We start from the raw sequence: 24,278 nt of genomic DNA on the forward strand, positions 1-24,278 counted from the left end.
CCGCTCATGATGGACAGCGATCAAGGGGTACCGGAAGATGTCCATTCGGACAGGTCTTCTCCGCGTCCTCTCCTGCCTGGTCGGGGGAGACGATGGCGATCGAGGGGCCCGTCGTCCCCCGGATGTCGTCCCCCGGATGTCGTCCCCCGGAAGGAGGAGACCGCAGTGCTGACCCACTTCATCGGCGGGGAGCCGGTGGCCGCGGGCACGGCCTTCCCGGTCCACGATCCGATGACCGGCGCGGTGATCAGACAGGTCGGCGAGGCCGACCCGGAGGTGGTGGACCGGGCGGTGCGCGCCGCGCGGGAGGCCGCCCGCGACTGGGCCGCGCTGCCGGTGGCCGAGCGGGCGGGGTGGCTGCGACGCCTCGCCGAGGGCATCGAGGAGCGCTTCGACGACCTCGTGGCCGCCGAGATCGCCGACACCGGCAAGCCGCTCGACCAGACCCGCACCCTCGACATCCCGCGCGGCATCGCGAACTTCCGCGCCTTCGCCGAGATCGCCTCCCACCGCCCCGACGAGGCCTTCCACCTGTCGGGCGTGCTCTCCTACACCGTGCGCCGGCCGCTCGGCGTGGTCGCGGTGATCGTCCCGTGGAACCTGCCGTTCCTGCTCATGACGTGGAAGCTGGCCCCCGCCCTGGTGGCCGGCAACACCGTCGTGGTCAAGCCGTCGGAGCACACGCCGGGCTCGGCCGCCGTGTTCGCCGAGATCTGCGCCGCCGCCGGGTTACCGCCGGGCGTGGTCAACATCATCTACGGCCACGGCGCCGCCGGGCAGCTCCTGGTCGAGCACCCCTGGGTGGACGCCGTGACGTTCACCGGCTCGACCAGGACCGGCTCGGCGATCATGAAGGCGGTGGCCGACCGGGTCAAGCCGGTCTCGTTCGAGCTGGGCGGCAAGAACGCCGCCCTGGTCTTCGAGGACTGCGACCTGGATCGCGCGGTCGAGGGCTGCGTCAGGTCCGTCTTCACCAACGGCGGCCAGGTCTGCCTGTGCACCGAGCGCCTGTACGTCCAGCGCCCGATCTTCGAGGAGTTCTGCACCCGGTTGGCCGCCCGCGCCCAGGAGGTCGTGCCGCAGCCGATGATCTCGGCCGAGCACCGCGAGAAGGTCCTGTCCTCGTACGCCTTGGCCCGCTCGGAGGGAGCCAAGGTGCTCGCAGGAGGCGGCACGCCGTCCTTCGGGGACAAGCGCGACTCGGGCTATTTCGTGGATCCCACCGTGGTGACAGGCTTGTCCGAGTGGTCCCGCTTCAACAGGGAGGAGATCTTCGGCCCGGTGTGTCACGTGGCCCACTTCGACACCGAGTCCGAGGCGATCGACCTGGCCAACAACAGCGAGTACGGCCTCGCCGCGGCGATCTGGACCGGCGGCCTCGACCGCGCACACCGCGTGGCGCAGCGTCTGGAGGCCGGGCTGGTCTGGGTCAACACCTGGTACCTGCGCGATTTGCGCACGCCCTTCGGCGGGCTGCGCCTGTCGGGCATCGGCAGGGAGGGCGGCACCCAGTCGCTGGACTTCTACTCCGAACCCACCACGATCACCATCAAGATGGAGCAACCCGATGCATGACGAATGGTCGCAGGCGGTGGACGCGCGTGCGCAGGCCGCCGACCGGCTGGCCGAGGCGGCGCGCACCGGCAAACCGTGCGCGCCGGTCCGTGACCTGATCGGCACGCTCGCCGACGCCTACGCCGTCCAGGACCTCGCCACGGAGACGGCGCTGGCCGAGGGGCGGCGGCCGGCCGGCCGCAAGGTCGGCGTCACCAACCTCGACGTCCAGCGGCAGCTCGGCATCGACCATCCGACCTGCGCCCCGCTCTTCGCCGACGCGGCCTACCTCGACGGGCTGCCCATCCCGTACGACCGGCTGCTGCAGCCGCGCGCCGAGGCCGAGATCGCGCTGGTGCTCGGCGCGGACCTTGCGGGCGGCCCGTTCACGGCCGCCGAGGTGCTGAGGGCGGTGGACTTCGCGCTGGTCGCCATCGAGATCGCCGACTCCCGCGTGGCCGGCTGGGACATCGGGCTGTTCGACACCGTGGCCGACAACGCCTCCTCCGGCGTGTACGTGCTCGGCAACACCCCGGTCCCGCTGCGCGGGCTCGACCTGCGCGCCGCCGCCATGACGATGACCAGGAACGGCGAGCAGGTCTCCGCCGGGACGGGCGCCGCCTGCCTCGGCCACCCGATCAACGCCGCCGTCTGGCTGGCCGACCGGCTCGGCCGCACCGAGCGCCCGCTGCGGGCCGGCGAGGTCGTGCTGACCGGCACGCTCGGCCCCGTCGTGCCGGTGGGGCCCGGCGACGTGCTGGAGGCCCACGTCGAGGGGCTCGGATCGGTGCGGGCGGTGTTCACGCAGTGAGGACGACCACGTGATGGCCAAGGGCATCCGCGTGCCCGGCAAGGCCACGCCGCGCGGCCGGTTCCCGCACGTCAAGCGGGCCGGCGACTTCCTGTACGTCTCGGGCACGAGCTGCCGCCGCCACGACGACACGTTCGTGGGCGTGGAAGTGGACAAGTACGGGGCGACGAACCTGGACATCCGCGCCCAGACCCGGGCGGTCATCGAGAACATCGGCGACATACTCAAGGCCGCCGGCGGCTCCCTCGCCGACCTCGTCCAGATCACCACCTATCTGGTGAACATGAACGACTTCAAGGGATACAACGAGGTCTACGCCGAGTTCTTCGACGAGGAGGGCCCGACGCGGACCACGGTGGCGGTGCACCAGCTTCCGCACCCGCACCTGCTCATCGAGATGCAAGCCGTCGCCTACCACCCCCAGGAGCGATCTTGATTCCCCCCGTTGACTTCACGAAGTGGATCGACGAGCACGCCCACCTGCTCAAGCCACCGGTGGCCAACAAGCTGGTCTTCGAGGAGGCCGAGGACTTCATCGTGATGGTGGTGGGCGGGCCCAACGCGCGCACCGACTTCCACGTGGACCCGTACGAGGAGCTGTTCTACCAGGTGCGGGGCAACATGCACGTCAACGTGGTCACCGAGAACGGCCCCGAGACCGTGCACGTCCGTGAGGGCCAGATGTGGCTGCTGCCCGGCGGGATGCCGCACTCGCCGCAGCGGCCGGAGGAGGGCTCGGTCGGGCTGGTGATCGAGCGGATCCGGCCGGAGGGCACGCTGGAGCGCTTCCAGTGGTACTGCGCGGAGTGCGGCGGCCTGGTGCACGACGTCGAGCTGCAGGTACGCGACATCGTCAAGGACCTGCCCCCGGTCTTCGAGGCGTTCTACGCCGACGAGAAGGCCCGCACCTGCGGCCGCTGCGGCGCCCTGCACCCTGGCAAGGGCTGAAGTGATCGTTGACGTCCACACGCACCACGTGCCCAAGGGCTGGCCCGACCTGGGCCGGCCCGGGGCGCCCCGGCTGCGCGTCGACTCCGAGCGCGAGGCGACCATCCTCGTGGGGGAGCGCGAGTTCCGCCGGATCCAGGACGACTGCTGGGACCCGGAGGTCCGGCTGGCCAGGATGGACGCCGACGGCGTGGACCGGCAGGTGGTCTCGCCCACCCCGGTCTTCTTCGGCTACGACCTGCCGGCCGAGGAGGGCGTGCGGATCGCCAAGATCTTCAACGACCTGGCGCTGGAGATCTGTGCGCACGAGCGGTTGATCCCGTTCTGTCAGGTGCCGTTGCAGGATCCCGAGCTGGCCTGCGCCGAGCTCGACCGCTGCCTGGCGAACGGCCACCGCGGCGTCGAGATCGGCAACCACGTCGGCGACCGGGATCTCGACGACCCCGGCGTGGTCGCGTTCCTGCGGCACTGCGCCGAGCGCGGCGCGCCCGTCTTCGTGCACCCGTGGGATCTGCCGGCCGGGCCGCGCGTCGAGCGCTGGATGGCCCAGTGGCTCGTCGGGATGCCCGCCGAGACCCACCTGTCGATCCTCGCCATGATCCTCGGCGGCGTGTTCGACCAGGTGCCCGAGAGCCTGCGGATCTGCTTCGCGCACGGCGGCGGCTCCTTCGCCTTCTGGCTCGGCCGCTTCGAGAACGCCTGGCATCGCCGCCCCGGCGTGGTCGGCGTCTCGGAGCATCCGCCGTCGCACTACCTCGGCAGGTTCGGTGTCGACTCCGCGGTCTTCGACGAGCGGGCGCTACGCCTGCTCGTCGACACCTTCGGCGAGGACCACGTGCTGCTCGGCAGCGACTTCCCCTACCCGCTCGGCGAGTCGCCGGCGGGCGGGGTGATCCGGCGGGCCGGGTTCCTGTCCGAGACCGCGCGGGCCAAGCTGCTCGGCGGCAACGCCGAGGTGTTCCTGGGCGCCTGACCGATCACACCGGGCGCTTGTAGCCCGTATCGCCGTCGGCGAGCACCAGGCCCACCTGCGGGGTGCGGACGACGGTGGCGGCGGTGCCCGCGCATCCGTCGTCCGCCCCGGCGGGCGCGGCGGGGACGGTGCTCAGCGCGAGTGCCGCGGCGCAGGCGGCGGCGCAGCGGAGCCAGGTGCGGATGGTCATGGGACGCTCCCAACCGAGCGAATCAGGGGTGCCGACCTTCAGCATCGGCGTCACGGGCGGCTCTGTCCAGACCCAGCGCGGCGCGGGACGAGCCGGGCGGGACGAGGTCCGGCAGCGACAGGGCCAGCCACAGGCGCAGCCGGTGGCCGGGGTCGGTGAGCGGGCCGCCGGAGACCCGCTCGGCGGCGGCCAGCCGGCGCCGCAGCGTGTTGCGGTGCACACCGAGGCGGCGCGCGGCGGTCTCCGCGTTGTCGCCCGCCTCCAGGTACGCGCGGAGCGTGCCCACAAGGTCGCCGCCGTGCCTGGCCTCGTACTCACGCAGCGGGCGCAGCACGGCGGTGGAGAAGCGGCGGGCCGCCTCGGGCACGAACGCGTCCCGCAGCAGCGCCTGCGGCTCCAGGTCGTCCACATGCGCGTAGCCGTCGCCGCCGCCGCGCGCGACCAGCGCGGCCGCGTGCCGCACGGCGGCCGGCACCTCCTCCAGCCCGCCCGCCCGGCACCCACCCCCCGCCACCCCGAGCCGCGCACACAGGCGGACACCGAGCCGCCCGCCCGCCTGCTCGCCGGGCATGCCGGTGTGCTCCGGCAGCACGAACACCGTGCCTTCCGGTCGCACGCAGACCAGGGCCGTCTCCTCGTCGCCGGCCTCGGCCACCTCCTCCAGCGCCTCGACCGCCGCCTCCAGGCTCACGCCCGGCCTGACCACCACCACCTCGTACGGCGCCGCCGCCACTGAGCACAGCTCGCCGAGCCGCGCCGCGGGCAGCCGCCCGTCGAGCACGGCGGCCAGCAGCGCGCCCCGCTGGGCGTGCATCCTGGACCGCCCGACCCGCAGCCCGAGCAGCTCGATGGCGAGCAGGCAGGCGGCATGGCTGGTGAGCATCCGGACGTGCCAGTCGAGCGGTGACGCGGTGCGTACCGCGAGCCAGCCGGTGGCCGGCCCGGAGAAGCCGAGGCTGTGCACCTGGACGGCCTCGATGCCGTCGTCCAGCACCCCGGCGCTGCGCCCGCCGCCGCTCGCCGCCGCGGCCTCGGCGGCGCGGGCGTGCCAGGGCCGCTCCCGCGCGGGCACCGCGTGCTTGTGCTCGCCGTGCGGCCCGAGCAGCAGGGCCTCGCCCGCGGCGTGCTCGGCCAGGGTGCGGAGGATGCCGGCGGTGCCGTGCGCGAGCGCCGCCCGCGCGATGGCCTCCTGCGCCGCGACGACCCGGCGCTCGCCGCGTACGCGCTCGTCGGCGTGCCAGCGCGCGACCGCCTCGGTCACCGCGATGAACGAGGTCAGCACCTCCAGGACGGGCAGTCCGCAGGCGTCGGCGGCGTCGAGGAGGTCGCGCGGCACCTCGTCCACATGCTCGTGCAGGGCGAAGGCGAGCGCGGCGCAGCCGGCCGCGGCGAGCCGTTCGACGTAGGCCCGGCGGCCCTCCGGCTCGGCGGGCAGCCCCAGCCCGATCGTCATGACGAACTCGCCGCCGGACAGCCACGGCACCGGGTCGGCCAGCTCCGACACGTGCGCCCATCGCACGGCCCGCCAGGTGCCGGTACGTCCGGCCAGCAGCCGCATGCGCATCCCGGGAAGCGCCATCGTCCGGGCGACCGTCAGCGACATGAGCGCTTCTCCGTGTGGTGCATACCGCACTCTAACGCACCCTCCGGAGTGCGTTTTGGCTCAACCCCATCCGGCTGACCTGCGCTTATCGTCATCGCAGCCCCCAGACACCCCGGAGGATCCCTTGAACCGTGCCACCCGGGCGGCCGGAGCCGCTTTCATCGGGACCACCATTGAGTGGTACGACTTCTACGTCTACGCGACCGCCGCCGCACTGATCTTCGACGATCTGTTCTTCCCCAACGCGAGCAGTCCGGCCGTAGCGCTCATGGCGTCCTTCGCGACCTACGCGGTCGGCTTCTTCGCCCGGCCGCTCGGCGGCATCGTGTTCGGCCACTTCGGTGACCGGGTGGGGCGCAAGTCGGCGCTGGTGGTCACGCTGCTGATGATGGGCGCGGCGACGTTCGCGGTCGGCGTGCTGCCGACGTACGCGTCGATCGGCGCGCTCGCCCCCGCGCTGCTGGTGCTGCTGCGCTTCATCCAGGGCCTCGCGGTCGGCGGCGAGTGGGGTGGTGCCGTGCTGATGGCGGTCGAGCACGCCCCCGAGGGCCGCAAGACCTTCTACGGCGGGTTCGCCCAGCTCGGCAACCCCGCCGGAGCGCTGCTCGCGACCGGCGCCTTCAGCCTGATCACGCTGTTCGGCGAGGACGCGCTGATGTCGTGGGGCTGGCGGGTGCCGTTCGTCGTCTCGGCCGTGCTGGTGCTGGTCGGCCTGATGATCAGGCTCCGCGTGGAGGAGTCCCCGGTCTTCGCGCAGACCGAGAAGAGCGCGATGCCGATCAAGGCCGTCTTCCGCACGTCCTGGCGCTCGGTGCTGCTCGGCATCGGCACGCTGCCGGTCGCGATCGGCGGTTACTACATCCTCACGACGTTCCTGCTGGCGTACGCGACCGGGCCCTCGGTCGGCGAGTCCGAGCAGCTCATTCTCAACGGCCTGAGCTTCGCCGCGTTCGTCGAGCTGGTGGCCACGCTCGGCATCGCCTACATGGGCGACAAGTTCGGCTCGCGCAAGGTCGCCATCTGGTTCCTGGTCGCCACCGCGGTGCTCGCCGTGCCGCAGTTCGCGGTGCTCGGCTCGCACAGCACGTTCCTGATCTTCGGGCTGCTCGGCCTCATGCGGCTGGCCACCTCGGGCACGTACGGCCCCATGGCGGCCATCCTGTCCGAGATGTTCCCGCCGCAGGTGCGCTACACCGGCATCTCGCTCGCCTACCAGGGCGCCGGAGCGATCTTCGGCGGTCTGTCGCCGCTGGTCGCCACGGCGCTGGTGGCCGGGGCCGGCGGCGCCGCGTGGCCGGCCGTGGCGCTGCTCGTCGGCATGTGCGCGCTCAGCGTCGTCTGCCTCGCCGTGGCGCCCCGCCACCGCGACCGCGTGCCGGCGACCGTCTGACCGCGCCCGCCCGCCCGCCCGCCCGTACAAGCAAGTCCTCACCGACAAGGAGACCTAGTGTCCACCACCGTCATCACCGGCGCGAAGGTCCTCACCATGGACCCCGCGAACCCCTCCGCCGAGGCCGTCGCCGTCCGCGACGGGCGGATCCTGGCCGTGGGCCGCGAGGCTGACGTGCTGGCCGCCGCAGGGCCGGGCGCCGAGGTCGTGCAGGCGGGCGGGCGCAGCGTGCTGCCGGGCTTCATCGACCCGCACAACCACCTGCTGTCCACGGCCGAGACCCTGGTGGCGGTGGACGCGCGCTACCCGGCGGTGGGCAGCGCGGCCGACCTGGTCGCGGCCATCGCCGCCGAGGCGGCGCGCACGCCCGCCGGGCAGTGGATCCGCGCGTACGGCATGGACGACGCCAAGTACCCCGGTGGCCGGCCCACCCGTGCGCAACTGGACGAGGCCACCACCGAGCACCCGGTGATCGTCTACCACGTGTCGGGGCACCAGGCGGTGGTCAACTCGGCGGCGCTCGCCTGGCGCGGCATCGGCGACGACGTGGCCGACCCGGCGGGCGGCTCGTTCCTGCGCGACGAGGGCGGCCGGCTCACCGGCATGGTGCTGGACTCCGCCATGGAACTGCTGCTGCCCGTGGCCGTCGACATCGGCTGCCACGGCCCGAACTTTCACGTGGACCTGCCGGGCGAGCAGCTTCTCGGCTGGCTGGAGGGGGCGCGGGAGACGTACCTGCGGGCCGGGGTGACGACGGTCTGCGACCCGCAGGTTTCGCGGCGCGAGCTGCGGGTCTACCGGGCGGCGCACGCGGCGGGCACGCTGCCGGTCCGTACGGTCGTCATGCCGCTGTCCCACCTCCTGGACGAGCTGACGGAGGTGGGCCTCGCCGGGCCGTTCGGCGACGACCGGCTGCGCTTCGGCGCGATGAAGTTCTACTGCGACGGGACGCTGCTCGGCGGCACCGCCATGTTCGACGAGCCGTACGGCGACGACCTCACCGGCTCGCTCTACCACCACCCCGACGAGCTCACGGAGCTGGTGCGCCGGGCCGCCGTCGCGGGCTGGCAGGTCGGCATCCACACCCAGGGCGACCGCGCGATGGGCTACTCGCTGGAGGCGATCAAGGCGGCGGTGGCGGTCTCGGGCGACGACGCCCGCCCCCGGATCGAGCACTGCGGCCACCCGACGCCGGCCCAGGTGAGGGAGTTCGCGGCGCTCGGGGTGATCCCGGTCAACCAGCCGAACTTCCTGTACGACAGCGGCACCGACTTCGTACGCAGGCTCGGCGAGCGGCGGGCGCACCGGCTCCAGCCGATGCGCGAGGAGATCGACGCCGGGCTGCGGCCGGTGCTGTCCAGCGACTCGTTCGTCTCCTCGCTGCGGCCCATGGAGACGGTCTCCAACGCGGTGCGCCGGCGCACCCGCGAGGACGGGCCGATCGGCGCCGAGCAGGCGGTCACGCTGGAGGAGGCGCTGCGCGCCCACACCATCGACGCCGCGTACGCGCTGCGCATGGAGGACCGGATCGGCTCGCTCACGCCCGGCAAGCTGGCCGACGTGGTGGTGCTGGACGCGGACGTGACCGCACTCGCCACCGACCAGCTCTCCGGCGTGGACGCGTGGCTGACCATGCTGGACGGCCGCGTCGCCTACCGCAGCTCGTCCGCCTCGCGTTAAGGCGTGAGGCCGCGGAACTCCGCGAGCTTGCCCTCGATGCGGTCCTTGATCCGCTCGCGGGCGGTCATGCGCGGCACCCCGGACATCAGCAGCTCGTCGTAGTCGGTGTCCAGATGGCGGATGGACGCGATCACGGCCAGGGTGATCGCGTTCTCGTCGAGCGCCCTGGCCGCCGCCGTCCGGCCGACCCGGCCGCTGCCGCGCTGGCCGGCGTGCTCGGCGATGTCCCGGGCCCGCTGCTCGGGGCAGCCGGGGAACAGCCGGGCGATCTCGGCCGCCATCCTGGCCTGGAACTCCACGTCCTGTTCGGCCCGGCGGACCCGGTCGCGTTCGCGGCGGCGCTCGCGCGCCTCCTCGTCGGCCAGGCACCGCTCCTCGGCCGCCTCCAGCGCGGCCTGCTCGACCAGCAGGCCGGCGCGCTGGTAGACCTTGCGCCGCCGGTTGTAGCGCACGACCACGGCGGCGAGGCGGCTCTCCTGCTTGGCCCGGCGGCTCAGCGCCGCGTTCCCCGACGGCAGGAACACCAGGTGGTCGAGGTCGGCGCAGGTCAGGCAGTGGGGACGGTCGTCCTCCATGATCAGGTAAGGGCCGGTGTCGCCGCAGGCCGCGCACGTCCAGGATTCCAGCGGCGCCACCGCCACCAGGTCGGGCGCCTTGCTCTGCCGCTCGGTGAGCCGGCGCACCCGCGCCTCGCTCAGCTCGGGCGAGATCCAGTGGACGCGGAACGGCTCCTGCGGGTGGCCGGCGGTGAAACGCAGCTCGCGGTGGTCGCGGGTGCCGGCCACGTAAGGGGTGTCGACCGGCTTGAGTCCCTTGGCCAGCGCCCAGTCCTTCAGCAGCGCGGCCGTCGCCACCAGGCGGTCCTCGTCCACGGCCGCCAGGCCGGCCAGCGTGGGCGCCCGGCCCTGCCGCCATTGGTCCACGTGCCGCGAGTGCAGCCAGCGGAGCCCGGTGACCACGTCGATGAACGTCACGTACTTGCGGGTGGTCAGCGCGATCTCGGCCGCGTCCGCGACCCTCCGCGCCAGGCTGGGCTTGCTCACGGGTCCCAGTGTCCCGCGCCTTTGTCGGGAGATGGACGAAGCCCGGGCTTTCCTTGTGCGCTCCACGGCGAAGAACCTCTCGGATCTTTGGAGGAAGACCGTGCGCCTGTTCTGGCCCGCCGTGCTGATGCTCGCCACCTCCTGCGGCTCCGCCTCGCACACGGGGGCCGGGGAGGGCACGCAGCCCGTCGTCAGCGGCGGCTTCGGCAGCAGGCCGGTCGTCTCCATCCCCGCCGGCAAGCCCGGCCGCGCGCCCCGCGTCACCGTGCTGTCGACGGGCAGCGGGCGGCGCACCCTGCCGGGGGACGTCGTGCTCGCCGACGTCGACATCCGCCGCTGGGCCGGCAACCGGCCGTACCTGAGCACCTTCGACGGCAACCAGCCCGCCACCGTCGTCTTCGACGGCCGGCAGGTGCCGGAGGTCTGGCGGCGCTCGCTCATCGGCCATCCGGCGGGCAGCCGGGTCATGCTGGTCGGGCCGGCCTCCGACGCGCTCGGGCCCGGCCTGCCGTGGGCGGGGGTGTCGCCCTCGGACACGCTCGTCGTCGTCTTCGACATCCTGGGCGGCTATCCGCCGGACGCGCGGCTGGTGGGGCGGACCCTGCCGGTCGTGCCGGCCGACCTGACGCCCGCCGACCCGCCCCGCGTCCTCATCGACGGCTCCGGCCGGGAGATCCTGGCGGGGTCGAAGGTGATCGTCCAGTACGTCGCGGCCGCCTGGCCGTCGCGGGCGCTCGTGGACTCGTCGTACCGGCGGGGCGGGCCGAGCGCCTTCACCCTGAAGCCGGGCGCGGCGCCCCCGGCCTGGCTGGACGCGCTGCCCGGCCGCCGCGTCGGCTGCCGGCTCGCCGTCCCGGTGGCGGGGGACGAGCCCAGGATCTACGTCATCGACGTCCTGGACACCATCACCCTGCCGAGCTGACCACTAGGACGGGCGGGAGACCAGGCGGCGGACCAGGCGGCCGAAGCGGGAACGCTGGGGCGGCGGCGCGGTCAGGGCCTGCAGCGCCTCGGCCGCGGACGGCCGCTTGGCGGGGGAGTGGTCGAGCATCCGGCGCACCACCTCCGGCACGTCGGGGCCGTCGGCGTCGGCGCTGGTGGGCAGCTCGCCGGTGAGGAGCTGGTGGGCGATCACCCCGGCGGAGTAGACGTCGGAGGCCGTGGTCATCCGGTCGGGCCGCTCCTGGCACTCGGGAGCGACGTAGTGGGCGTCGAGCACGTTGCCCAGCTCGTGGGCGACGGTGTAGTTGCGCGGGCCGAGCTTGGCGTAGTCGAAGCCGGTGAGCACGGCGTGGCCGTCGTCGGTGACCAGCACGCTGGCCGGGGTGAGCGCGCGGTGCACGACGCCGTTGGCGTGGGCGTGCGCGAGCCCGCTCAGCAGGTCCTGGAGCACGCTCATGCGCGCGCCCCGTGGCGGCGACAGGTGCAGCGACCTGCCGTGCACGTCGTCGAGGACCAGCACGAACCGGCTCTCGTCGTCGATGGCGAAGAAGTCGCGCGAGCGCACCACGCACGGGTGCGGCGGGATGCGGGCCAGGCTCTGGTAGGCGTTGGCGATGCGCTGCCGCTCGGCCGCCCGCGACTCGTGGTCGGCGAGCGGGTCGGCCTGGTAGACCCGCAGCAGCACGGTCTCGCTGCCCGGCAGCGTGGCGTTGAACGCGCGGTATTCGGTGACCTTGGCGTCGCCGCCGAGCTGCTCCTCGACCTCCCAGTTGCCGAAGCGGGGCGGCGCGGTGCTGCGGCGTACGGTCTGGTTGAGCGCGTCGAGCACGGCGGTCATGTAGGGCCGTACGTGCGGGCTGCAGCCGCGCCGCACCCGCGAGACGTCGCTCAGCGTGGCCACCAGCTCGGGCACGGTCGTGACGTTGACGGCGTCGCGCCCGGCCGGGTCGATCAGCTCGGCGTCGGGGGAGCTGAGCACGACCAGGCTGTCGACGTAGACCCGTTCGAGCTGGGTGGACCTGGACACCAGCAGGCCCTTCAGCGCCTTGGCGGTGCCCCGCAGCTTGGCCACCGGCGAGCCGAACGCCTCCCGCCGGGGCGGGAACCAGCGCGTGCCGGACACCTCGATGCGTCCCCGCGTGCCCTTGACGTCGACGACCACGAGCGAGTGGCCGGTCAGCACGAGCAGGTCGACCTCGAAGACGTCGTTGCCGCGCGGGACCTCGATGTTGTGCAGCAGCAGCCAGTCGGCGGGCGCGTGGTCGCGCAGATATGCGATGACGCGCCGTTCGGCGTCGTTGACCGGACGTCCACCGCCGACGATCTCTGCCATGGGCCTATCCTCGCACGGACTGTGATTGACAACATGTTGTCTAAATGACAGAATGTTGTCATGAAGCCCACCGTGCACCACGCCGTCTACGACACGCTCGCCGACTGGGAGACCGGTCACGCCACCGCGCACCTGCGCAGCGGCGTCTACCAGCGCGAACCCGGCGGCTACGAGATCGTCACCGTCGGCCTCACCGCCGACCCCGTCGTCACCATGGGCGGCGCCCGGATCGTCCCCGACCTCACGCTCGACCGGCTCTCCCCGGAGGACAGCGCGCTGCTGATCCTGCCCGGCGCCGCGCTCTGGGACGCGGGCGACCAGCTTGTCCCCTTCGCCCGCAAGGCAGGAGAGTTCCTGGCGGCCGGCGTGCCGGTCGCGGCCATCTGCGGCGCCACGGCCGGGCTCGCCAGGGAGGGCCTGCTCGACGACCGCGACCACACCAGCGGCGCCGTCCAATACCTGGAGGCCCAGCAGGGCTACGCGGGCGCGAAGCGTTACCTCGACCACGACGCCGTGCTCGACGGCGATCTCATCACGGCCGGGCCCACGGAGCCGGTGGCCTTCGCCAGGGAGATCTTCCGCCGGCTCGACGCCTACCGCCCCGATATCCTGGACGCCTGGTTCCGGCTGTTCTCGCGGAGCGACCCGAGCGCGTACGAGGTGCTGATGACCGCATGAGAGAGAACGCGCGGCTGGTGTCCGGGCTGGCGCTCGGCACCTTCCGCCTCAACGGCCAGTTCCTCCACGTCGCGGAGGGGCTGGCCCGGCCCGCGGGCATGACGGCGGCCTGGTGGCAGGTGCTCGGCGCGGTGCTCCGCGAGCCGCTGCCGGTCTCCGGGATCGCCCGCGAGATGGGGATGACCAGGCAGGGCGTGCAGCGCATCGCCGACCTGCTGGTGGAGCGGGGCCTCGCCGAATACCGGCCCAACCCCGCGCATCGCAGGGCCAAGCTGCTCCAGCCAACGACGGCCGGGCGGGAGGCCATCGCCAAGATCAACCCGGGGCACGGGGAGTTCTCCGACCGGCTCGTCGCGGAGCTGGGCCCGGAGGAGGCCGAGCGGTGCCTGGAGGCCGTACGCCTCCTGTCCGCCGCCCTCGACCGGCTCGGCGACCAAGATCGATGAAACCGCTCCAGGGCCTGGAAGGCGGACAGTCGGGACGCTAGGTTGAAGATCCCGCGGATCCGACATCACTGGAGCAGCTCCATGACCGGAGAACCGTACGCCGCCGGAGAGGCCGTCTCGCCCCGCATCGACACCAGCGTCCCGCACGCCGCCCGCATGTGGAACTACTGGCTCGGCGGCAAGGATCACTACGACGTGGACCGGGAGGCCGGCGACCAGTTCAGCGCCGCCTTCCCCGACATCGTCGAGATCGCGCGCCTGTCCCGGCACCTGCTCGCCCGCATCGTGCGGCACCTGGTAGAGGAGGCGGGGGTGCGGCAGTTCCTCGACGTCGGCACCGGCCTGCCGACCGTGGACAACACGCACGAGGTCGCCCAGCGCGCCGACCCGGCCTGCCGGGTGGTCTACGTCGACAACGACCCCCTGGTGCTCGCCCACGCCCGCGCCCTCCTGGTCGGCAGCCCCGAGGGCGCGACCGACTACGTGGACGCCGACCTGCGCGAGCCCGAGAAGATCGTCGCCGCCGCGGCGGGCACCCTCGACCTCACGGAGCCGGTCGCGCTCATGCTCATGGGCATCGCGGGCTACGTGAGCGAGGAGGACGGGGCCTACTCGATCGTCGGGCGGCTGATGGAGGCCCTGCCGTCCGGCAGCTACCTCGCCATGTGGGACGGCGTCAACGTGGTCACCGGCGAGGCGCTCGACCGGGCCCAGGAGGAGCACAACGAGGGGCCGGGGGCGCCGTACCATCTGCGGAGCCGCGCGGAGTTCGCCCGCTTCTTCGACGGGCTGGAGCTGGTCGAGCCGGGTGTGGTGTCGATCACGCGCTGGCGGCCCGACCCCGACCCCATGGCCTCGCTCGCCGAGGTGGACGCGCTGTGCGGGGTCGCACGCAAGCCCTGACCGCGCTCACGTCAGAGGCGCTGGATCATCCCGTGCAGGATCGCCGGGGTCTCGGCCGGGGGCGGGGCGTGCACGCCCAGCTCGTTGAGCAGGTGGCGGTAGTGGCGCACCTCGCTCTCCTTGTTGAGGTATTGGGCGCCGGTGAGGTGTTCGAGGTAGACCACGTCGGGCAGCTCCTCCTGGGCGAAGCGCAGGAGGGTGACCGGGCCGACCCCGCCGAGCGCGGAGCCGCTGGCGAACGGGAACACCTGCAGCGTGACGTTGGGCAGCTCGGCCATGCGGGCGAGGTGTTCGAGCTGGGCCCGCATGATCTCCTCGTCGCCCACCAGGCGGCGCAGCGCGCCTTCGTCGAGCACCGCCCAGAGCTTGCGCGGGGTGGGCGCGTCGAGGGCGCGGCGACGGAGCAGGCGCACCGTGAGCAGGCGCGCGATCCGCGCGGCGGGCTCGCCCTCGTGGTTGCGGGTGATGACCTCGCGGGCGTAGTCCTCGGTCTGCAGCAGGGCGGGGACGAGCTGGACGCCGTAGGTGCGGATGAGCGCGGCGTCCTGCTCCAGCCCGAGGTAGGGCTCGAACCAGTCGGGGACGACGTCGCGGTATTCGTGCCACCAGCTCGGCGCGTTGGCCTGCGCGACCAGGGCGAGCAGGCTGTCGCGCTCGGCCCGGTCGCGTACGCCGTAGAGGGCGAGCAGGTCGGTCACGTCGCGCGGCTTGAAGCTGGTGCGACCGGCCTCCAGGCGGCTGATCTTCGACTGCGAGCCGCGGATGGCGTAGGCGGCCGCCTCGCGGGTGACGTCGGCCGCCTCGCGGAGGCGGCGCAGGTGAGCGCCGATGAGCAGGCGCAGCGCGCTCGGCCCGGATTGCAGGGAATCACGATCCGGTATTTCGGTCATGTCGCCCATATTGTGAGCACCCCGCATCTATGCTCCTCAAATCGGCATCTCGCCACGGTCCCGGCCCGTGGCCAATCCTGCCACGGCTTCCGCCCCGTGTACTGTATTTCCCGCTGAACGAAAAGCGTCGGCTATTTGTGCATTTACTGCGGATTTGCCTAATTTCTGGCCGTGGCGAGGATGACCCCCGAGCCGTGACCGCCCAGCTCGACGGCGGCCAGCCGCTCGTGGCCGAGCAGAGTGCGCCGCACCGCCTCCTGCCTGGCCGCGAACTCCGCGTCCCAGGTCGAGCCGGGCGCCGGCGTCATGTCGTCCACCACCAGCACCCCGCGCGGGCAGAGCGCCGCGATGGTCAGCTCCAGCCCCACCTGCTTGCCGGCCGCCGCGTCGGCGAAGATCAGGTCGAAGGCGGCGAGCCTGGGCAGCAGCTTCAGCGCGTCACCCGTACGGAAGTCCACGAAGCCGGGCCAGTCGCCGGACGCAGCCAGCGCGGCCCGCTCCGGATCCAGCTCGATGCTCGTCACCGTCACGTCCCGCCGCGGCAGCAGCCCGCTCACCAGCCAGGCGGTGCCCACGCCCGTGCCCGTGCCGAGCTCCAGCACCCGCCCGCGCTCCGGCACCGCCGCGGCCAGCACGGCGAGCAGGCGGCCGACGTCCGGGTCGCAGGAGTAGGCGAACCCAGTGGCACGTGCTCGCTCCGCCGCCGCCCGGACGAGTTCTGGCGTTTCAGGATTCATGACTCATTACTATCCCACCGGCGCACGCGCGGGCGGCACCCCAAGTTTGGGGTGATCATTCCTCATCCCGAGGTGATAGGGGATCGCGCATTTCTCGCCCCCGGCTAAAACGCCTGCCTTTCGGCGGCTCGGGCGAGCGAAATATATGTAGTACCTCGTCGATGCGGATCAAAACCTCATGCCAAGAAACCGAGGCGTCCGCTTGACCATAGGAATGGCAATCCGAGTTGCGGAACCAGCGACCTGCCGCGATTGTTATTCCCGGCACCTCACAGCCCTGCACAAACGACTATGGCGTCGGGAATTCCGCGCCGATCCATGGAGGAAACAATCATGATCCGTCGTATCCTCGCGGGTGCAGCGATCGCGGCCGTCGCTTTCGGCTTCTCGGCCTCTGCTGCCACCGCCAACGTCGACCCCCGCCCGAACAACAGCGGCCAGGCTGTCCTGAGCCAGTGGCAGATCATCGACGACGTCCTGAACGACGTGGCCAACCACTCGCTCAACAACCTCGACGTCAACATCATCCAGCTCGCGGACGAGATCGACCTCGACCTGCTGAACAACAACCAGCCCGAGGTCGGCGACGGCAACAGGGGCGTCAACCTCAGCAACGCCGGCACCTACATCAGCTAGGACGGCGCGAGCAGGAAGGTCGATCGCGGCTCCCGTGCGCGGAGCCGCCTGGCCAGTCGCCTTCCTGATGCCCAGGTGAGCGACCGGGGCTCGGCGTGGTGATTCGCGAGACCACGAAGAGCCCGGTCGGCCGCCGCATCCGTACGGGCGTGCTGTGCGGTCCCGGGCCGGCCCTTTCGCGAGGGGCCGGCCGGGGGCCGCACTGCTTGTTTTCGTGATCACACATCCGTGCGGCCGACCCCCGGCCGTACCGCCCCCAGGAAGTCGGGCCGGTCGAGCGGGTCCGTCCGCACGAACGCCCCCGTGTACGGCGCGTGCACCATCGTCGTGGCGTCCACCGCGATCCCCACGTGCTCCGGCCCCGGACTGTCGTGGTCGTTGTCGAAGAACACCAGGTCGCCGGGCTCGATCAGCTCCTTCGGCACCCGCATCCCCGAGCGCCACTGCTCCTGCGAGGTGGTCCCGATGGCCGCTCCCGCCCGCCCGTAGGCGTACTCGGTGAGCCCCGAGCAGTCGAAGCCCTTCGTGCCGGCGCCTTTCCCGATGCCGTAGCCGGGCCCGTTCACCCCGCCGCCGCCCCACGAGTAGGGGACGCCGATCATCTCCATCGCCGCGCGCAGCGCGATGTTTCCGGCGGCGGCCGAGTGCGTCTTCCGCGCGGCCAGTGCCGCGTCCGCCTGAAGAGCGGACGCCAGTACGCACGCCAGCCCGCACGCGAGCAATCGCGCCGCCGATCCTTTCCCGGTCACGTGTGTTCACCATCCCCGCATGGCCCGTTTGTGAGCGTTGTCTGCCGTGTGGCTTCTATACCGCCGAAATTCGCGGCAAGTCTTCCGACATAAACGGACGAGTCGCAAAATTTCGGGGTGGGGAAGATCCACGGCAAAACGGGCAGAAGGGGCATCTAGCTCCGGCCCGCACGGCCTTCCCGTATCACCGGATCACGTACGAAAAGGCCGCCGGGGGCACCTCTTCAGGATTCCGCGCTAATTCGGTCATATTCTCGCGAAGATTACATAGTGAAACATACTTCGTGTAGCCTTGGTTCTGGCTGACGGCGCCGACTTGGCGCCCGGCCACAAACCCCCGGGGAGCGTGCGTGTAGGGGGTGTGAGGAGCGTGAACCGTCTCGAAGAGCGGCTGCTCTACCAGGACGAGCAGCTCAAGGCCACGGTGCGCGCGGCGGCCGAGGGGCCCGTCGTCACGCTGATCGGCCAGGTCGACGCCTCCAACAGCTGGGCCCTGGCCGTCGCCCTGACGGGCTGCAGCCGGGGGCGGCAGGTCGTCGTCGACCCCGGCGGGCTGACCTTCATCGACGTCTCGGGGCTGCGCGTGCTGGCCCTGCCCGGGTTGCCGCCGGAGCGGCGCTGGATCAGGCTGTGCAACCTGACGTCGTACCAGCTCCGGCTGTTGCGGCTGATGGGCTGGCACCACGAGTCCCGAGCCCATCGACTGCCCATCTGAGGAGCTTTCTCACCTGCCGGACATCACCGGGCCGGACATCATCGGGCCGGACAGCACCGGGCCGGGCAGCGCGGCGAAGGCGACCGCCGCCGCGGTGCCGAGCCCCGTGGGGCCGCCGAGCGTGAAACGCGGCGGCCGGTGGTGCCGGCGCAGGCTCTCCTCGTCGTAGCGGAAGCAGCCCCGGTGCCAGTTGAGTATGGCGGCGAGCCAGTCGCGCAGCTCGGCCACGAAGCCGTCGACGGTCGCGCGCGCCTCGGCGTCGAGGCCGAAGTCGGCGCAGACGATCGGCAGCTCGTTCGCCACGATGTGCTCGAACTGCTTGACCCGCGAGGCCAGCAGGTCGGTGACGATGCGCAGCGCGGCCGGATAGCCGCAGTCGAAGAAGCTCTGGACGACGAGCACGCAGTTGTGCACCTCGCCCTCGAACTCGATCTCCTTCTGGTAGGAGAAGATGTCGTTGAGCAGGCAGCCCGCGTCCATCACGGCGTTCTCCAGCGCCCGCATCGGGCCGCTGGCGTACACCTCGTCCGGGACGCCCTGGTCGTGGCGCAGCCGGCAGAGGTTCATGGTCAGGTCGGAGCCGAAGGTCAGCCGGCGCATCTCCAGATAGTCGACCGGGTCGGGCACGCGATGCGCGATCTCGCCCGCCAGCTCCCACAGCCACCCCTGGCACATCTTCTCCACCGCCTCGCGCAGCCTGCGGCGATGACCGACCGGCATGGGGCCGGCCGTACGGGCCCAGACGTCGGCGAGGCCGCGCTCCAGCGCGTTCGCGGGCGGCGGCGCCGGCGAGCCGTCGAGCGGCATGCAGGCCGAGAACCGGTCGACCGTGATCTTGGCGGCGGCTAGGTTGCCGGTGCGGCCGAAGACGGCGGGGAAGTAGTCGTCACCGTACGTCCCCCAGGCCAGCCAGTACGAGGCGAGGTCCAGTTCCTCGGGGGTGGCGTCGGGATGCAGCCCGGCGGCGCACAGCGCCAGGTCGTAGTCGACCAGCTTCCGCTCGTCCCACACCGCCGAGCCGGCCACCCCCGGCTGGGCCTCCAGGATGCCCATCGCCGCGCACCACTCGACGATGTGCCGACGGGCGTCGTCGAGGTGCGGCGAGAGCCGCAGCGGGAACGGCACGTAGAGATCGTCGGGGATCACGCTCGGCCCCACCCGCTCGTACGGCACCCGCGTGAAGTTCCTGACCCGCTTGGCGCCCAGCAGGTCGATCACCGACGACATGCCGAGCGGTTTGCTCGCCCCGGCCCGCTTGTTCATGTAGCGGCTGGAGCGCAGGTGCCACTCGTGCCCGCCGGACTGCCAGTCCTGCAGCCCCTTGACGTAGGCCAGCACCCCGGCCGCCGACACCGGGTCGATGCCGTGCTCGGCGAACAGCGGCCCGAGCTCCGTCACCGCCGTGTGCTCGAACTGCTGCAGCCGCGAGGTCAGCAGGTCGTTGACCGCGTTCGCGGCCTCCTGCGTGGTGCAGCCGAGGAAGGTCTCCAGCACCAGCACGCCGTTGCTCAGCTCGCCCTCGTCGCGGACCTCCCGCTCGTACGAGAACAGGTCGTTACGCAGGTGGACGGCGTCGGAGAAGGTGTCCTTGAGCACCCGCATCGGCCGGGTCGCGGCCAGCCGGGCCGGCACCTCGGCCCCCACGGCGTGCTCCACCAGCCCCGCCGACCAGGGGGCGCCGCCGACCTTGCGGCGCATCTCGATGTACTCGACGGGGTTGGAGATCCGGCCCTTGTTGATGTTGGCCAGTTCCCACAGCGACTCGTTCAGCAGGTTGCGGGTGCTCTCGGCGAAGCGTTCGCGCCAGTCCTGCGACATGCCGGGCACGGTGCGCACCCACAGGTCGGCCAGCCCGGCCTCCACCGGGTTGGCCGGCTCCGGCATGGACAGGTCGCCGCCCATCGGCATGAACGCGCCCAGCCGGGCCAGGTAGCCCCGGCTGCCCTCCAGGTCGCCGGAGCGTTTGAACACCTCCAGGAAATGGTCGTCGAAGAAGAACACCCACACGTACCAGTCGGTGATCAGGCACAGCTCGTCGGCGTCGCAGTCGGGATGGGTGTAGGCGCACATCAACGGGTAGCCGTGGGCGTCGAGATCGGCCTCCTGCCACACCCCCGAGCCCTCCAGCATGCCCATGTCGCGCGCCCACTGCTTGGAGTGCGTGTGCGCCGCCTCCAGATGGGGGTTGAGCCGGGCCGGGTACGGGACGTAGAAGTCCGGCAGTTCGAACGGTTGGCTCATCGAAGCTCCTTCAAAGCGTTCAGCCGGCCACCTCGACGTGCTCCAGCGCGCCGAGCGCGTCCGGCACCAGGACCGCGCCCGAGTAGTAGGCGCTGACCAGGTAGGAGGCGATGCCCCGCGCGTCGATGCCGGTGGAGCGGACGCTCAGCCCCGGCTCGCGCTGGTCGGGGACGGCGGCGGGACGCAGCCCGACCACGCCCTGGTCGTCCTCGCCGGTGCGCAGGACGAGGATGGTGCTGGTGCCCCGCCGGGTGACCGGGATCTTGTCGCAGGGCAGGATGGGCACGCCCCGCCAGGCGGTCAGCCGCGTCCCGTGCAGCTCGACGCTGTCGGGGTAGACGCCGCGGGCGCTGCACTGCCGGTGGAAGGCGGCGATCGCCCGCGGGTGGGCGAGGAAGAAACGGGACTTCTTCCTGCGGCACAGCAGCTCGTCGAGGTCGTCGGGGCCGGGAGGTCCCGACCGGGTGTAGAGCCGCTGCCGGGGGTCGACGTTGTGCAGCAGCCCGAACTCGCGGTTGTTGAGCAGCTCGTGCTCCTGGGACTCGCGCAGCGCCTCGATCGTGAGGCGGAGCTGCTGCTCGGTCTGGTCCATCGGCTCGCCGTAGAGGTCGGCGACGCGGGTGTGGACGCGCAGCACGGTCTGCGACAGGCTCATCGCATATTCGCGCGGCCCCGGGTCGTAGTCGACGAAGGTGCCGGGCAGCGGGTGCTCGCCCCGGTGTCCGGCGGCGAGGGCGACGGCCGCCTCGCCGTGTTTGTTCTGCGGCCTGGCCAGCCGGTCGCGGTGCCGCTCGATCTGGGCGAGCAGCGCCGGCGAGCGGGCGGCCAGGGCGTCCAGCTCCTCGCGCGGCAGGGCCAGCACCGTGCACGGGGTGCTGGTCTCCAGCGTGAAATCCCACGTCGCGCCCGGCAGGCCGCCGCCGGCGTGGTCGCCGTCGGCGAGGGCGCCGCGCACCAGCCGGCCGCCGTGGTCGCCGGCCTGGAGCTGGGTGACCTTGCCGTGCGCGATCAGCAGGATCTCGTCCGCCGGGCGGCCGGCGCGGGCGATCGTGTCGCCCGCGCCGTACTCCCGCTGCCGGAACGACCGGGCGAGCAGCTCCAGCTCCTCGCCGCCGGCCATTCCGTGCAGCAGGGGCAGCTCCGTCAGGCTCGGTGGGATCACCTGGAGCCGGGCCCCGGTGCGGTAGAAGCTCACCCGGCCGCCCCCGACCGGGTAGGTGAGCCGCCGGTTCACCCGGTAGGTGCCGGCCGCCACGTCGACCCACGGCAACATCCGCAGCAGCCAGCGCGGGGTGATCTCCCGCGCCTGCGGAGGCGTCTTGGTCGTCGTGGCGAGCCTGCGCGCCGCCTGGGTGTCGAGGCTGAGCCTCTGGTCCGACTCCGTCACGTGTGAAACACCACCAATCCCCACGGATCAGGTCCGGGCTAGTCGTTCCTGCCGAGCTCGACGTCCTCCAGGACGCCCAGCGCGTCGGGCACCAGCACCGCGCACGAGTAGTAGGCGCTGACCAGGTAGGACACCACCGCCTTCTCGTTGATGTTCATGAAGCGCACCGACAGGCTCGGTTGGTACTCGTCAGGGATGCCGGTCTGGTGCAGGCCCACCACGCCCTGGTTCTCCTGGCCGGTCCGCATGAGCAGGAACGACGTCGTACGGCTGCCCGAGACCGGGATCTTGTTGCAGGGGAAGATCGGCACACCTCGCCAGGCCGGCACCCGGTGGCCGTTGACCTCGCTGGCCTGCGGGTAGACGCCGCGCTTGCTGCACTCCCTGCCGAAGGCGGCGATGGCCTGCGGATGGGCCAGGAAGAACGCCGGCTCCTTCCATACGGTGGCGAGCAGGTCGTCGAGGTCGTCGGGGGTCGGCGGGCCCGAACGGGTGCGGATGCGCTGGCTGAAGTCGGCGTTGTGGAGCAGCCCGAACTCCCTGTTGTTGATCAGCTCGTGCTCCTGGCGCTCGCGCAGCGCCTCGATCGTGAGGCGGAGCTGCTGGTCGAGCTGGCTCATCGGCTGGTTGTACAGGTCGGAGACGCGGCTGTGGACGCGCAGGATGGTCTGGGCGACGCTCAGTTCGTACTCGCGGGGGCTCAGCTCGTAGTCGACGAACGTGCCGGGCAGCGTGGCCTCGCCGGTGTGGCCCGAGGACATGTCGATGGCGGCCTCGCCGTAGTCGTTCTGGGCGTGGGCGCCGCTGCTGGCCAGGCTCTCCAGGTGGGCGCGCAGCGCGGGCGACTGCTCGGCGATCTGCTCGAAGTCCTGCCGCGACAGCGTCAGCAGGGTGGTGGCGGTCTTGGCCCGCGCGCTGAAGGCGAACGGGGCGCCGTCGGTGAGCGCCTGCTCGCCGAAGTGGTCGCCGTCGGCCAGCACGCCGAGGTCCTGATCGTCGCCGTACGCGCCGCGGGCCACCTTGCCCACCCGGCCGTGCGCGATGAGGACGAGCCGGTCACCTTCGGCGCCCTCGGCGACGATCTGCTCGCCGGCCTCCACCTCCCGCTGGGTGAAGCGGCCGGCCAGCGCCTCCAGCACCTCCATGTCGTCGAAGCCGCGCAGCACGGGCAGCTCGGTCAGCTCCGCGGGGATGACGCGAACCTCCGAGCCGGTGGTGCTGAAGGTGATGCGGCCGTCCCCGAGGGTGTAGGTCAGCCGCCGGTTCACCCGGAAAACGCCGCCCGAGCACTGCACCCAAGGCAGCAGCCGCAGCAGCCACCGTGAGGTGATCTCCTGCATCTGCGGCGGCGTCTTGGTGGTGGTGGAGAGCTGCCTCGCGGCTTCGGTGCTCAGGCTGAGCTGGCCGTTGCCGTTCTCGGGGGCGGCGGACTGGGTGGTTTCTGTCATCTCTTACCTGCCTGTTCCGTGCTGGATTAGCCGGGATTGCGGGTCGGTCGTAGTTCGGGGGGAAGAGAGAAGGTCAGGGTCTCCTCGGTGAGGGTCACCTGAGTGACGTCGGCGAAGCCGCGGGCCGCGAGCCAGTCGAGCAGGCCGTGGACCAGCCGCTCCGGCGCCGAGGCGCCGGAGGTGACGCCGACCGTCTTGACGTCGCGCAGCCACCGCTCGTCGGCCTCGGCGGCGTGGTCCACCAGGTGGGCCGCCCGCGCCCCCGCCTCCAGCGCGACCTCGACCAGGCGCTGGGAGTTGGAGGAGTTGGCGGAGCCGACGACGAGGACCAGCTCGCACTCGGGCGCGATCCTGGTCACCGCCTCCTGGCGGTTCTGGCTCGCGTAGCAGATGTCGTCGCTGGGCGGGTCGGCGAGGTGCGGGAAGCGCTCGCGCAACGCGCTGACCGCGCGCATGGTCTCGTCGACCGACAGGGTGGTCTGCGACAGCCAGCTCATCGGGCCGTCGCCGGTGGCGCTCACCTCCTCGGGGCGGGCCGGGTCGACGACGTGGATGTGGCCGGGGGCCTCGCCGACGGTGCCCTCGACCTCCTCGTGCTCGGCGTGGCCGATGAGCACGATCTCGTGGCCGTCGGCGGCGAGCCTGACCGCCTCCTTGTGGACCTTGGTGACCAGCGGGCAGGTGGCGTCGATGGTGCGCAGCCCGCGCCGCTCGGCCTCGGCCTTGACCTCCGGCGACACCCCGTGGGCGCTGAAGATCACCAGCGCGCCGTCGGGGACCTCGTCGAGCTCGTCGACGAAGACCGCGCCGCGCCGGGTCAGCTCGCCGACCACGGAGGTGTTGTGGACGATCTGTTTGCGGACGTGGACGGGCGGCCCGAAGCGCTCCAGCGCCCGCTCCACCGTCACGATCGCGCGATCGACGCCCGCGCAGTAGCCACGCGGGGCCGCGAGAAGTACGCGTCCCATCGGGAGAACCCTT

24 protein-coding genes are annotated in these 24,278 nt (G+C 72.0%); 13 read left to right on the forward strand and 11 right to left on the reverse strand.

Translation table 11 applies throughout. The features are described from left to right. Window positions 1-165 precede the first annotated feature (165 nt). From SMD20_RS32290 to SMD20_RS32310, 5 genes are read left to right on the forward strand one after another with little or no spacing between them, the layout of a single operon-like run. Entirely contained in the window at window positions 166-1,575 is a 1,410-nt protein-coding gene (locus tag SMD20_RS32290) for an aldehyde dehydrogenase family protein (protein WP_329588569.1), read from the forward strand. Next, entirely contained in the window at window positions 1,568-2,365 is a 798-nt protein-coding gene (locus tag SMD20_RS32295) for a 2-keto-4-pentenoate hydratase (RefSeq protein WP_329588570.1), read from the forward strand. Before SMD20_RS32290 ends, SMD20_RS32295 begins: the two co-directional genes overlap by 8 nt. Window positions 2,366-2,378: 13 nt before the next feature. Further along, window positions 2,379-2,801 carry a RidA family protein gene (locus SMD20_RS32300; RefSeq protein ID WP_020540786.1) on the forward strand — a complete coding sequence of 141 codons (423 nt, stop codon included), beginning with the start codon at window positions 2,379-2,381 and terminating at the stop codon, window positions 2,799-2,801. After that, a complete protein-coding gene (locus SMD20_RS32305; protein WP_329588572.1) occupies window positions 2,798-3,313 on the forward strand; it encodes a 3-hydroxyanthranilate 3,4-dioxygenase in 516 nt (171 codons plus the stop codon). The genes SMD20_RS32300 and SMD20_RS32305 overlap by 4 nt, the downstream gene beginning before the upstream one ends. 1 nt (window position 3,314) lies before the next feature. After that, window positions 3,315-4,286 (forward strand): amidohydrolase family protein, encoded by a 972-nt coding sequence (locus SMD20_RS32310; protein WP_329588573.1) that lies wholly within the window; start codon window positions 3,315-3,317, stop codon window positions 4,284-4,286. Window positions 4,287-4,290: 4 nt separating this feature from the next. Here the strand turns inward: SMD20_RS32310 and SMD20_RS32315 are convergent, their stop codons facing one another. Both SMD20_RS32315 and SMD20_RS32320 read right to left on the reverse strand, forming a co-directional pair. After that, a complete protein-coding gene (locus tag SMD20_RS32315) occupies window positions 4,291-4,476 on the reverse strand; it encodes a hypothetical protein (protein ID WP_329588574.1) in 186 nt (61 codons plus the stop codon). A 22-nt stretch (window positions 4,477-4,498) separates the two neighbouring features. Next, entirely contained in the window at window positions 4,499-6,079 is a 1,581-nt protein-coding gene (locus SMD20_RS32320; RefSeq protein ID WP_329588575.1) for a PucR family transcriptional regulator, read from the reverse strand. A 124-nt stretch (window positions 6,080-6,203) separates the two neighbouring features. Here SMD20_RS32320 and SMD20_RS32325 point away from each other — a divergent pair, with 124 nt between their 5' ends. Together SMD20_RS32325 and SMD20_RS32330 are read left to right on the forward strand one after the other, a co-directional pair. After that, a complete protein-coding gene (locus SMD20_RS32325; RefSeq protein WP_329588576.1) occupies window positions 6,204-7,469 on the forward strand; it encodes an MFS transporter in 1,266 nt (421 codons plus the stop codon). Between the two features lie 57 nt (window positions 7,470-7,526). Next, window positions 7,527-9,149, forward strand: a complete 1,623-nt coding sequence (locus tag SMD20_RS32330) for an amidohydrolase (RefSeq protein ID WP_329588577.1) — start codon at window positions 7,527-7,529, stop codon at window positions 9,147-9,149. On the opposite strand, the gene SMD20_RS32335 is transcribed toward SMD20_RS32330, so the two are convergent. After that, window positions 9,146-10,192 carry a DUF2293 domain-containing protein gene (locus SMD20_RS32335; RefSeq protein ID WP_329588578.1) on the reverse strand — a complete coding sequence of 349 codons (1,047 nt, stop codon included), beginning with the start codon at window positions 10,190-10,192 and terminating at the stop codon, window positions 9,146-9,148. The genes SMD20_RS32330 and SMD20_RS32335 overlap by 4 nt on opposite strands. 100 nt (window positions 10,193-10,292) lie before the next feature. Between SMD20_RS32335 and SMD20_RS32340 the strand changes: the two genes are divergently transcribed. Next, a complete protein-coding gene (locus tag SMD20_RS32340; protein WP_329588579.1) occupies window positions 10,293-11,114 on the forward strand; it encodes an FKBP-type peptidyl-prolyl cis-trans isomerase in 822 nt (273 codons plus the stop codon). A gap of 3 nt (window positions 11,115-11,117) precedes the next feature. On the opposite strand, the gene mads6 is transcribed toward SMD20_RS32340, so the two are convergent. Further along, window positions 11,118-12,467, reverse strand: coding sequence for a methylation-associated defense system protein kinase MAD6 (gene mads6 / locus SMD20_RS32345; RefSeq protein ID WP_329588581.1), 1,350 nt, complete (start codon window positions 12,465-12,467; stop codon window positions 11,118-11,120). Window positions 12,468-12,527: 60 nt separating this feature from the next. Here mads6 and SMD20_RS32350 point away from each other — a divergent pair, with 60 nt between their 5' ends. The 3 genes from SMD20_RS32350 to SMD20_RS32360 all read left to right on the forward strand — a co-directional run bounded on the left by SMD20_RS32350 (window position 12,528) and on the right by SMD20_RS32360 (window position 14,494). After that, window positions 12,528-13,145 (forward strand): DJ-1/PfpI family protein, encoded by a 618-nt coding sequence (locus tag SMD20_RS32350; protein ID WP_329588583.1) that lies wholly within the window; start codon window positions 12,528-12,530, stop codon window positions 13,143-13,145. Then, window positions 13,142-13,591, forward strand: a complete 450-nt coding sequence (locus SMD20_RS32355) for a MarR family winged helix-turn-helix transcriptional regulator (protein ID WP_329588585.1) — start codon at window positions 13,142-13,144, stop codon at window positions 13,589-13,591. The genes SMD20_RS32350 and SMD20_RS32355 overlap by 4 nt, the downstream gene beginning before the upstream one ends. An 81-nt stretch (window positions 13,592-13,672) precedes the next feature. Beyond that, window positions 13,673-14,494, forward strand: a complete 822-nt coding sequence (locus SMD20_RS32360; RefSeq protein ID WP_329588587.1) for an SAM-dependent methyltransferase — start codon at window positions 13,673-13,675, stop codon at window positions 14,492-14,494. Between the two features lie 11 nt (window positions 14,495-14,505). On the opposite strand, the gene SMD20_RS32365 is transcribed toward SMD20_RS32360, so the two are convergent. After that, window positions 14,506-15,384 carry a helix-turn-helix domain-containing protein gene (locus SMD20_RS32365; protein ID WP_329588589.1) on the reverse strand — a complete coding sequence of 293 codons (879 nt, stop codon included), beginning with the start codon at window positions 15,382-15,384 and terminating at the stop codon, window positions 14,506-14,508. Between the two features lie 158 nt (window positions 15,385-15,542). After that, window positions 15,543-16,121, reverse strand: coding sequence for an O-methyltransferase (locus SMD20_RS32370; protein WP_329588591.1), 579 nt, complete (start codon window positions 16,119-16,121; stop codon window positions 15,543-15,545). A 333-nt stretch (window positions 16,122-16,454) separates the two neighbouring features. Between SMD20_RS32370 and SMD20_RS32375 the strand changes: the two genes are divergently transcribed. After that, on the forward strand, window positions 16,455-16,757 hold the full coding sequence (locus SMD20_RS32375) for a hypothetical protein (protein ID WP_329588593.1): 303 nt from the start codon (window positions 16,455-16,457) through the stop codon (window positions 16,755-16,757). A gap of 218 nt (window positions 16,758-16,975) precedes the next feature. On the opposite strand, the gene SMD20_RS32380 is transcribed toward SMD20_RS32375, so the two are convergent. Beyond that, window positions 16,976-17,506, reverse strand: coding sequence for a C40 family peptidase (locus SMD20_RS32380; RefSeq protein WP_329588595.1), 531 nt, complete (start codon window positions 17,504-17,506; stop codon window positions 16,976-16,978). Between the two features lie 370 nt (window positions 17,507-17,876). Between SMD20_RS32380 and SMD20_RS32385 the strand changes: the two genes are divergently transcribed. Beyond that, the gene (locus tag SMD20_RS32385; protein WP_329588597.1) at window positions 17,877-18,221 is read left to right on the forward strand and encodes an STAS domain-containing protein; all 345 of its coding nucleotides are present in this window, start codon (window positions 17,877-17,879) and stop codon (window positions 18,219-18,221) included. Between the two features lie 9 nt (window positions 18,222-18,230). Here SMD20_RS32385 and SMD20_RS32390 read toward each other — a convergent pair whose 3' ends face one another. From SMD20_RS32390 to SMD20_RS32405, 4 genes are read right to left on the reverse strand one after another with little or no spacing between them, the layout of a single operon-like run. Then, the gene (locus SMD20_RS32390) at window positions 18,231-20,462 is read right to left on the reverse strand and encodes a terpene synthase family protein (RefSeq protein WP_329588600.1); all 2,232 of its coding nucleotides are present in this window, start codon (window positions 20,460-20,462) and stop codon (window positions 18,231-18,233) included. 19 nt (window positions 20,463-20,481) lie between these two features. Continuing rightward, window positions 20,482-21,849, reverse strand: coding sequence for a family 2B encapsulin nanocompartment shell protein (locus tag SMD20_RS32395; protein WP_329588602.1), 1,368 nt, complete (start codon window positions 21,847-21,849; stop codon window positions 20,482-20,484). 38 nt (window positions 21,850-21,887) lie between these two features. Further along, entirely contained in the window at window positions 21,888-23,297 is a 1,410-nt protein-coding gene (locus tag SMD20_RS32400; RefSeq protein WP_329588604.1) for a family 2B encapsulin nanocompartment shell protein, read from the reverse strand. 26 nt (window positions 23,298-23,323) lie between these two features. After that, a complete protein-coding gene (locus SMD20_RS32405) occupies window positions 23,324-24,265 on the reverse strand; it encodes a 4-hydroxy-3-methylbut-2-enyl diphosphate reductase (RefSeq protein WP_329588606.1) in 942 nt (313 codons plus the stop codon). Between the last annotated feature and the right edge of the window lie 13 nt (window positions 24,266-24,278).

Origin of the sequence: Nonomuraea sp. LP-02 (assembly GCF_036289125.1) — a bacterium.
In the GTDB taxonomy this organism is placed as follows: domain Bacteria; phylum Actinomycetota; class Actinomycetes; order Streptosporangiales; family Streptosporangiaceae; genus Nonomuraea; species Nonomuraea bangladeshensis.

Bases quoted from the DNA above. Each gene is read 5' to 3' on its own strand.
- SMD20_RS32295 (WP_329588570.1), top strand. From the start codon at position 1,568: ATGCATGACGAATGGTCGCAGGCGGTGGACGCGCGTGCGCAGGCCGCC.
- SMD20_RS32300 (WP_020540786.1), top strand. From the start codon at position 2,379: ATGGCCAAGGGCATCCGCGTGCCCGGCAAGGCCACGCCGCGCGGCCGG.
- SMD20_RS32315 (WP_329588574.1), bottom strand. From the start codon at position 4,476: ATGACCATCCGCACCTGGCTCCGCTGCGCCGCCGCCTGCGCCGCGGCA.
- SMD20_RS32320 (WP_329588575.1), bottom strand. From the start codon at position 6,079: ATGTCGCTGACGGTCGCCCGGACGATGGCGCTTCCCGGGATGCGCATG.
- mads6 (WP_329588581.1), bottom strand. From the start codon at position 12,467: ATGGCAGAGATCGTCGGCGGTGGACGTCCGGTCAACGACGCCGAACGG.
- SMD20_RS32350 (WP_329588583.1), top strand. From the start codon at position 12,528: ATGAAGCCCACCGTGCACCACGCCGTCTACGACACGCTCGCCGACTGG.
- SMD20_RS32355 (WP_329588585.1), top strand. From the start codon at position 13,142: ATGAGAGAGAACGCGCGGCTGGTGTCCGGGCTGGCGCTCGGCACCTTC.
- SMD20_RS32360 (WP_329588587.1), top strand. From the start codon at position 13,673: ATGACCGGAGAACCGTACGCCGCCGGAGAGGCCGTCTCGCCCCGCATC.
- SMD20_RS32365 (WP_329588589.1), bottom strand. From the start codon at position 15,384: ATGACCGAAATACCGGATCGTGATTCCCTGCAATCCGGGCCGAGCGCG.
- SMD20_RS32370 (WP_329588591.1), bottom strand. From the start codon at position 16,121: ATGAATCCTGAAACGCCAGAACTCGTCCGGGCGGCGGCGGAGCGAGCA.
- SMD20_RS32375 (WP_329588593.1), top strand. From the start codon at position 16,455: ATGATCCGTCGTATCCTCGCGGGTGCAGCGATCGCGGCCGTCGCTTTC.
- SMD20_RS32390 (WP_329588600.1), bottom strand. From the start codon at position 20,462: ATGAGCCAACCGTTCGAACTGCCGGACTTCTACGTCCCGTACCCGGCC.
- SMD20_RS32400 (WP_329588604.1), bottom strand. From the start codon at position 23,297: ATGACAGAAACCACCCAGTCCGCCGCCCCCGAGAACGGCAACGGCCAG.
- SMD20_RS32405 (WP_329588606.1), bottom strand. From the start codon at position 24,265: ATGGGACGCGTACTTCTCGCGGCCCCGCGTGGCTACTGCGCGGGCGTC.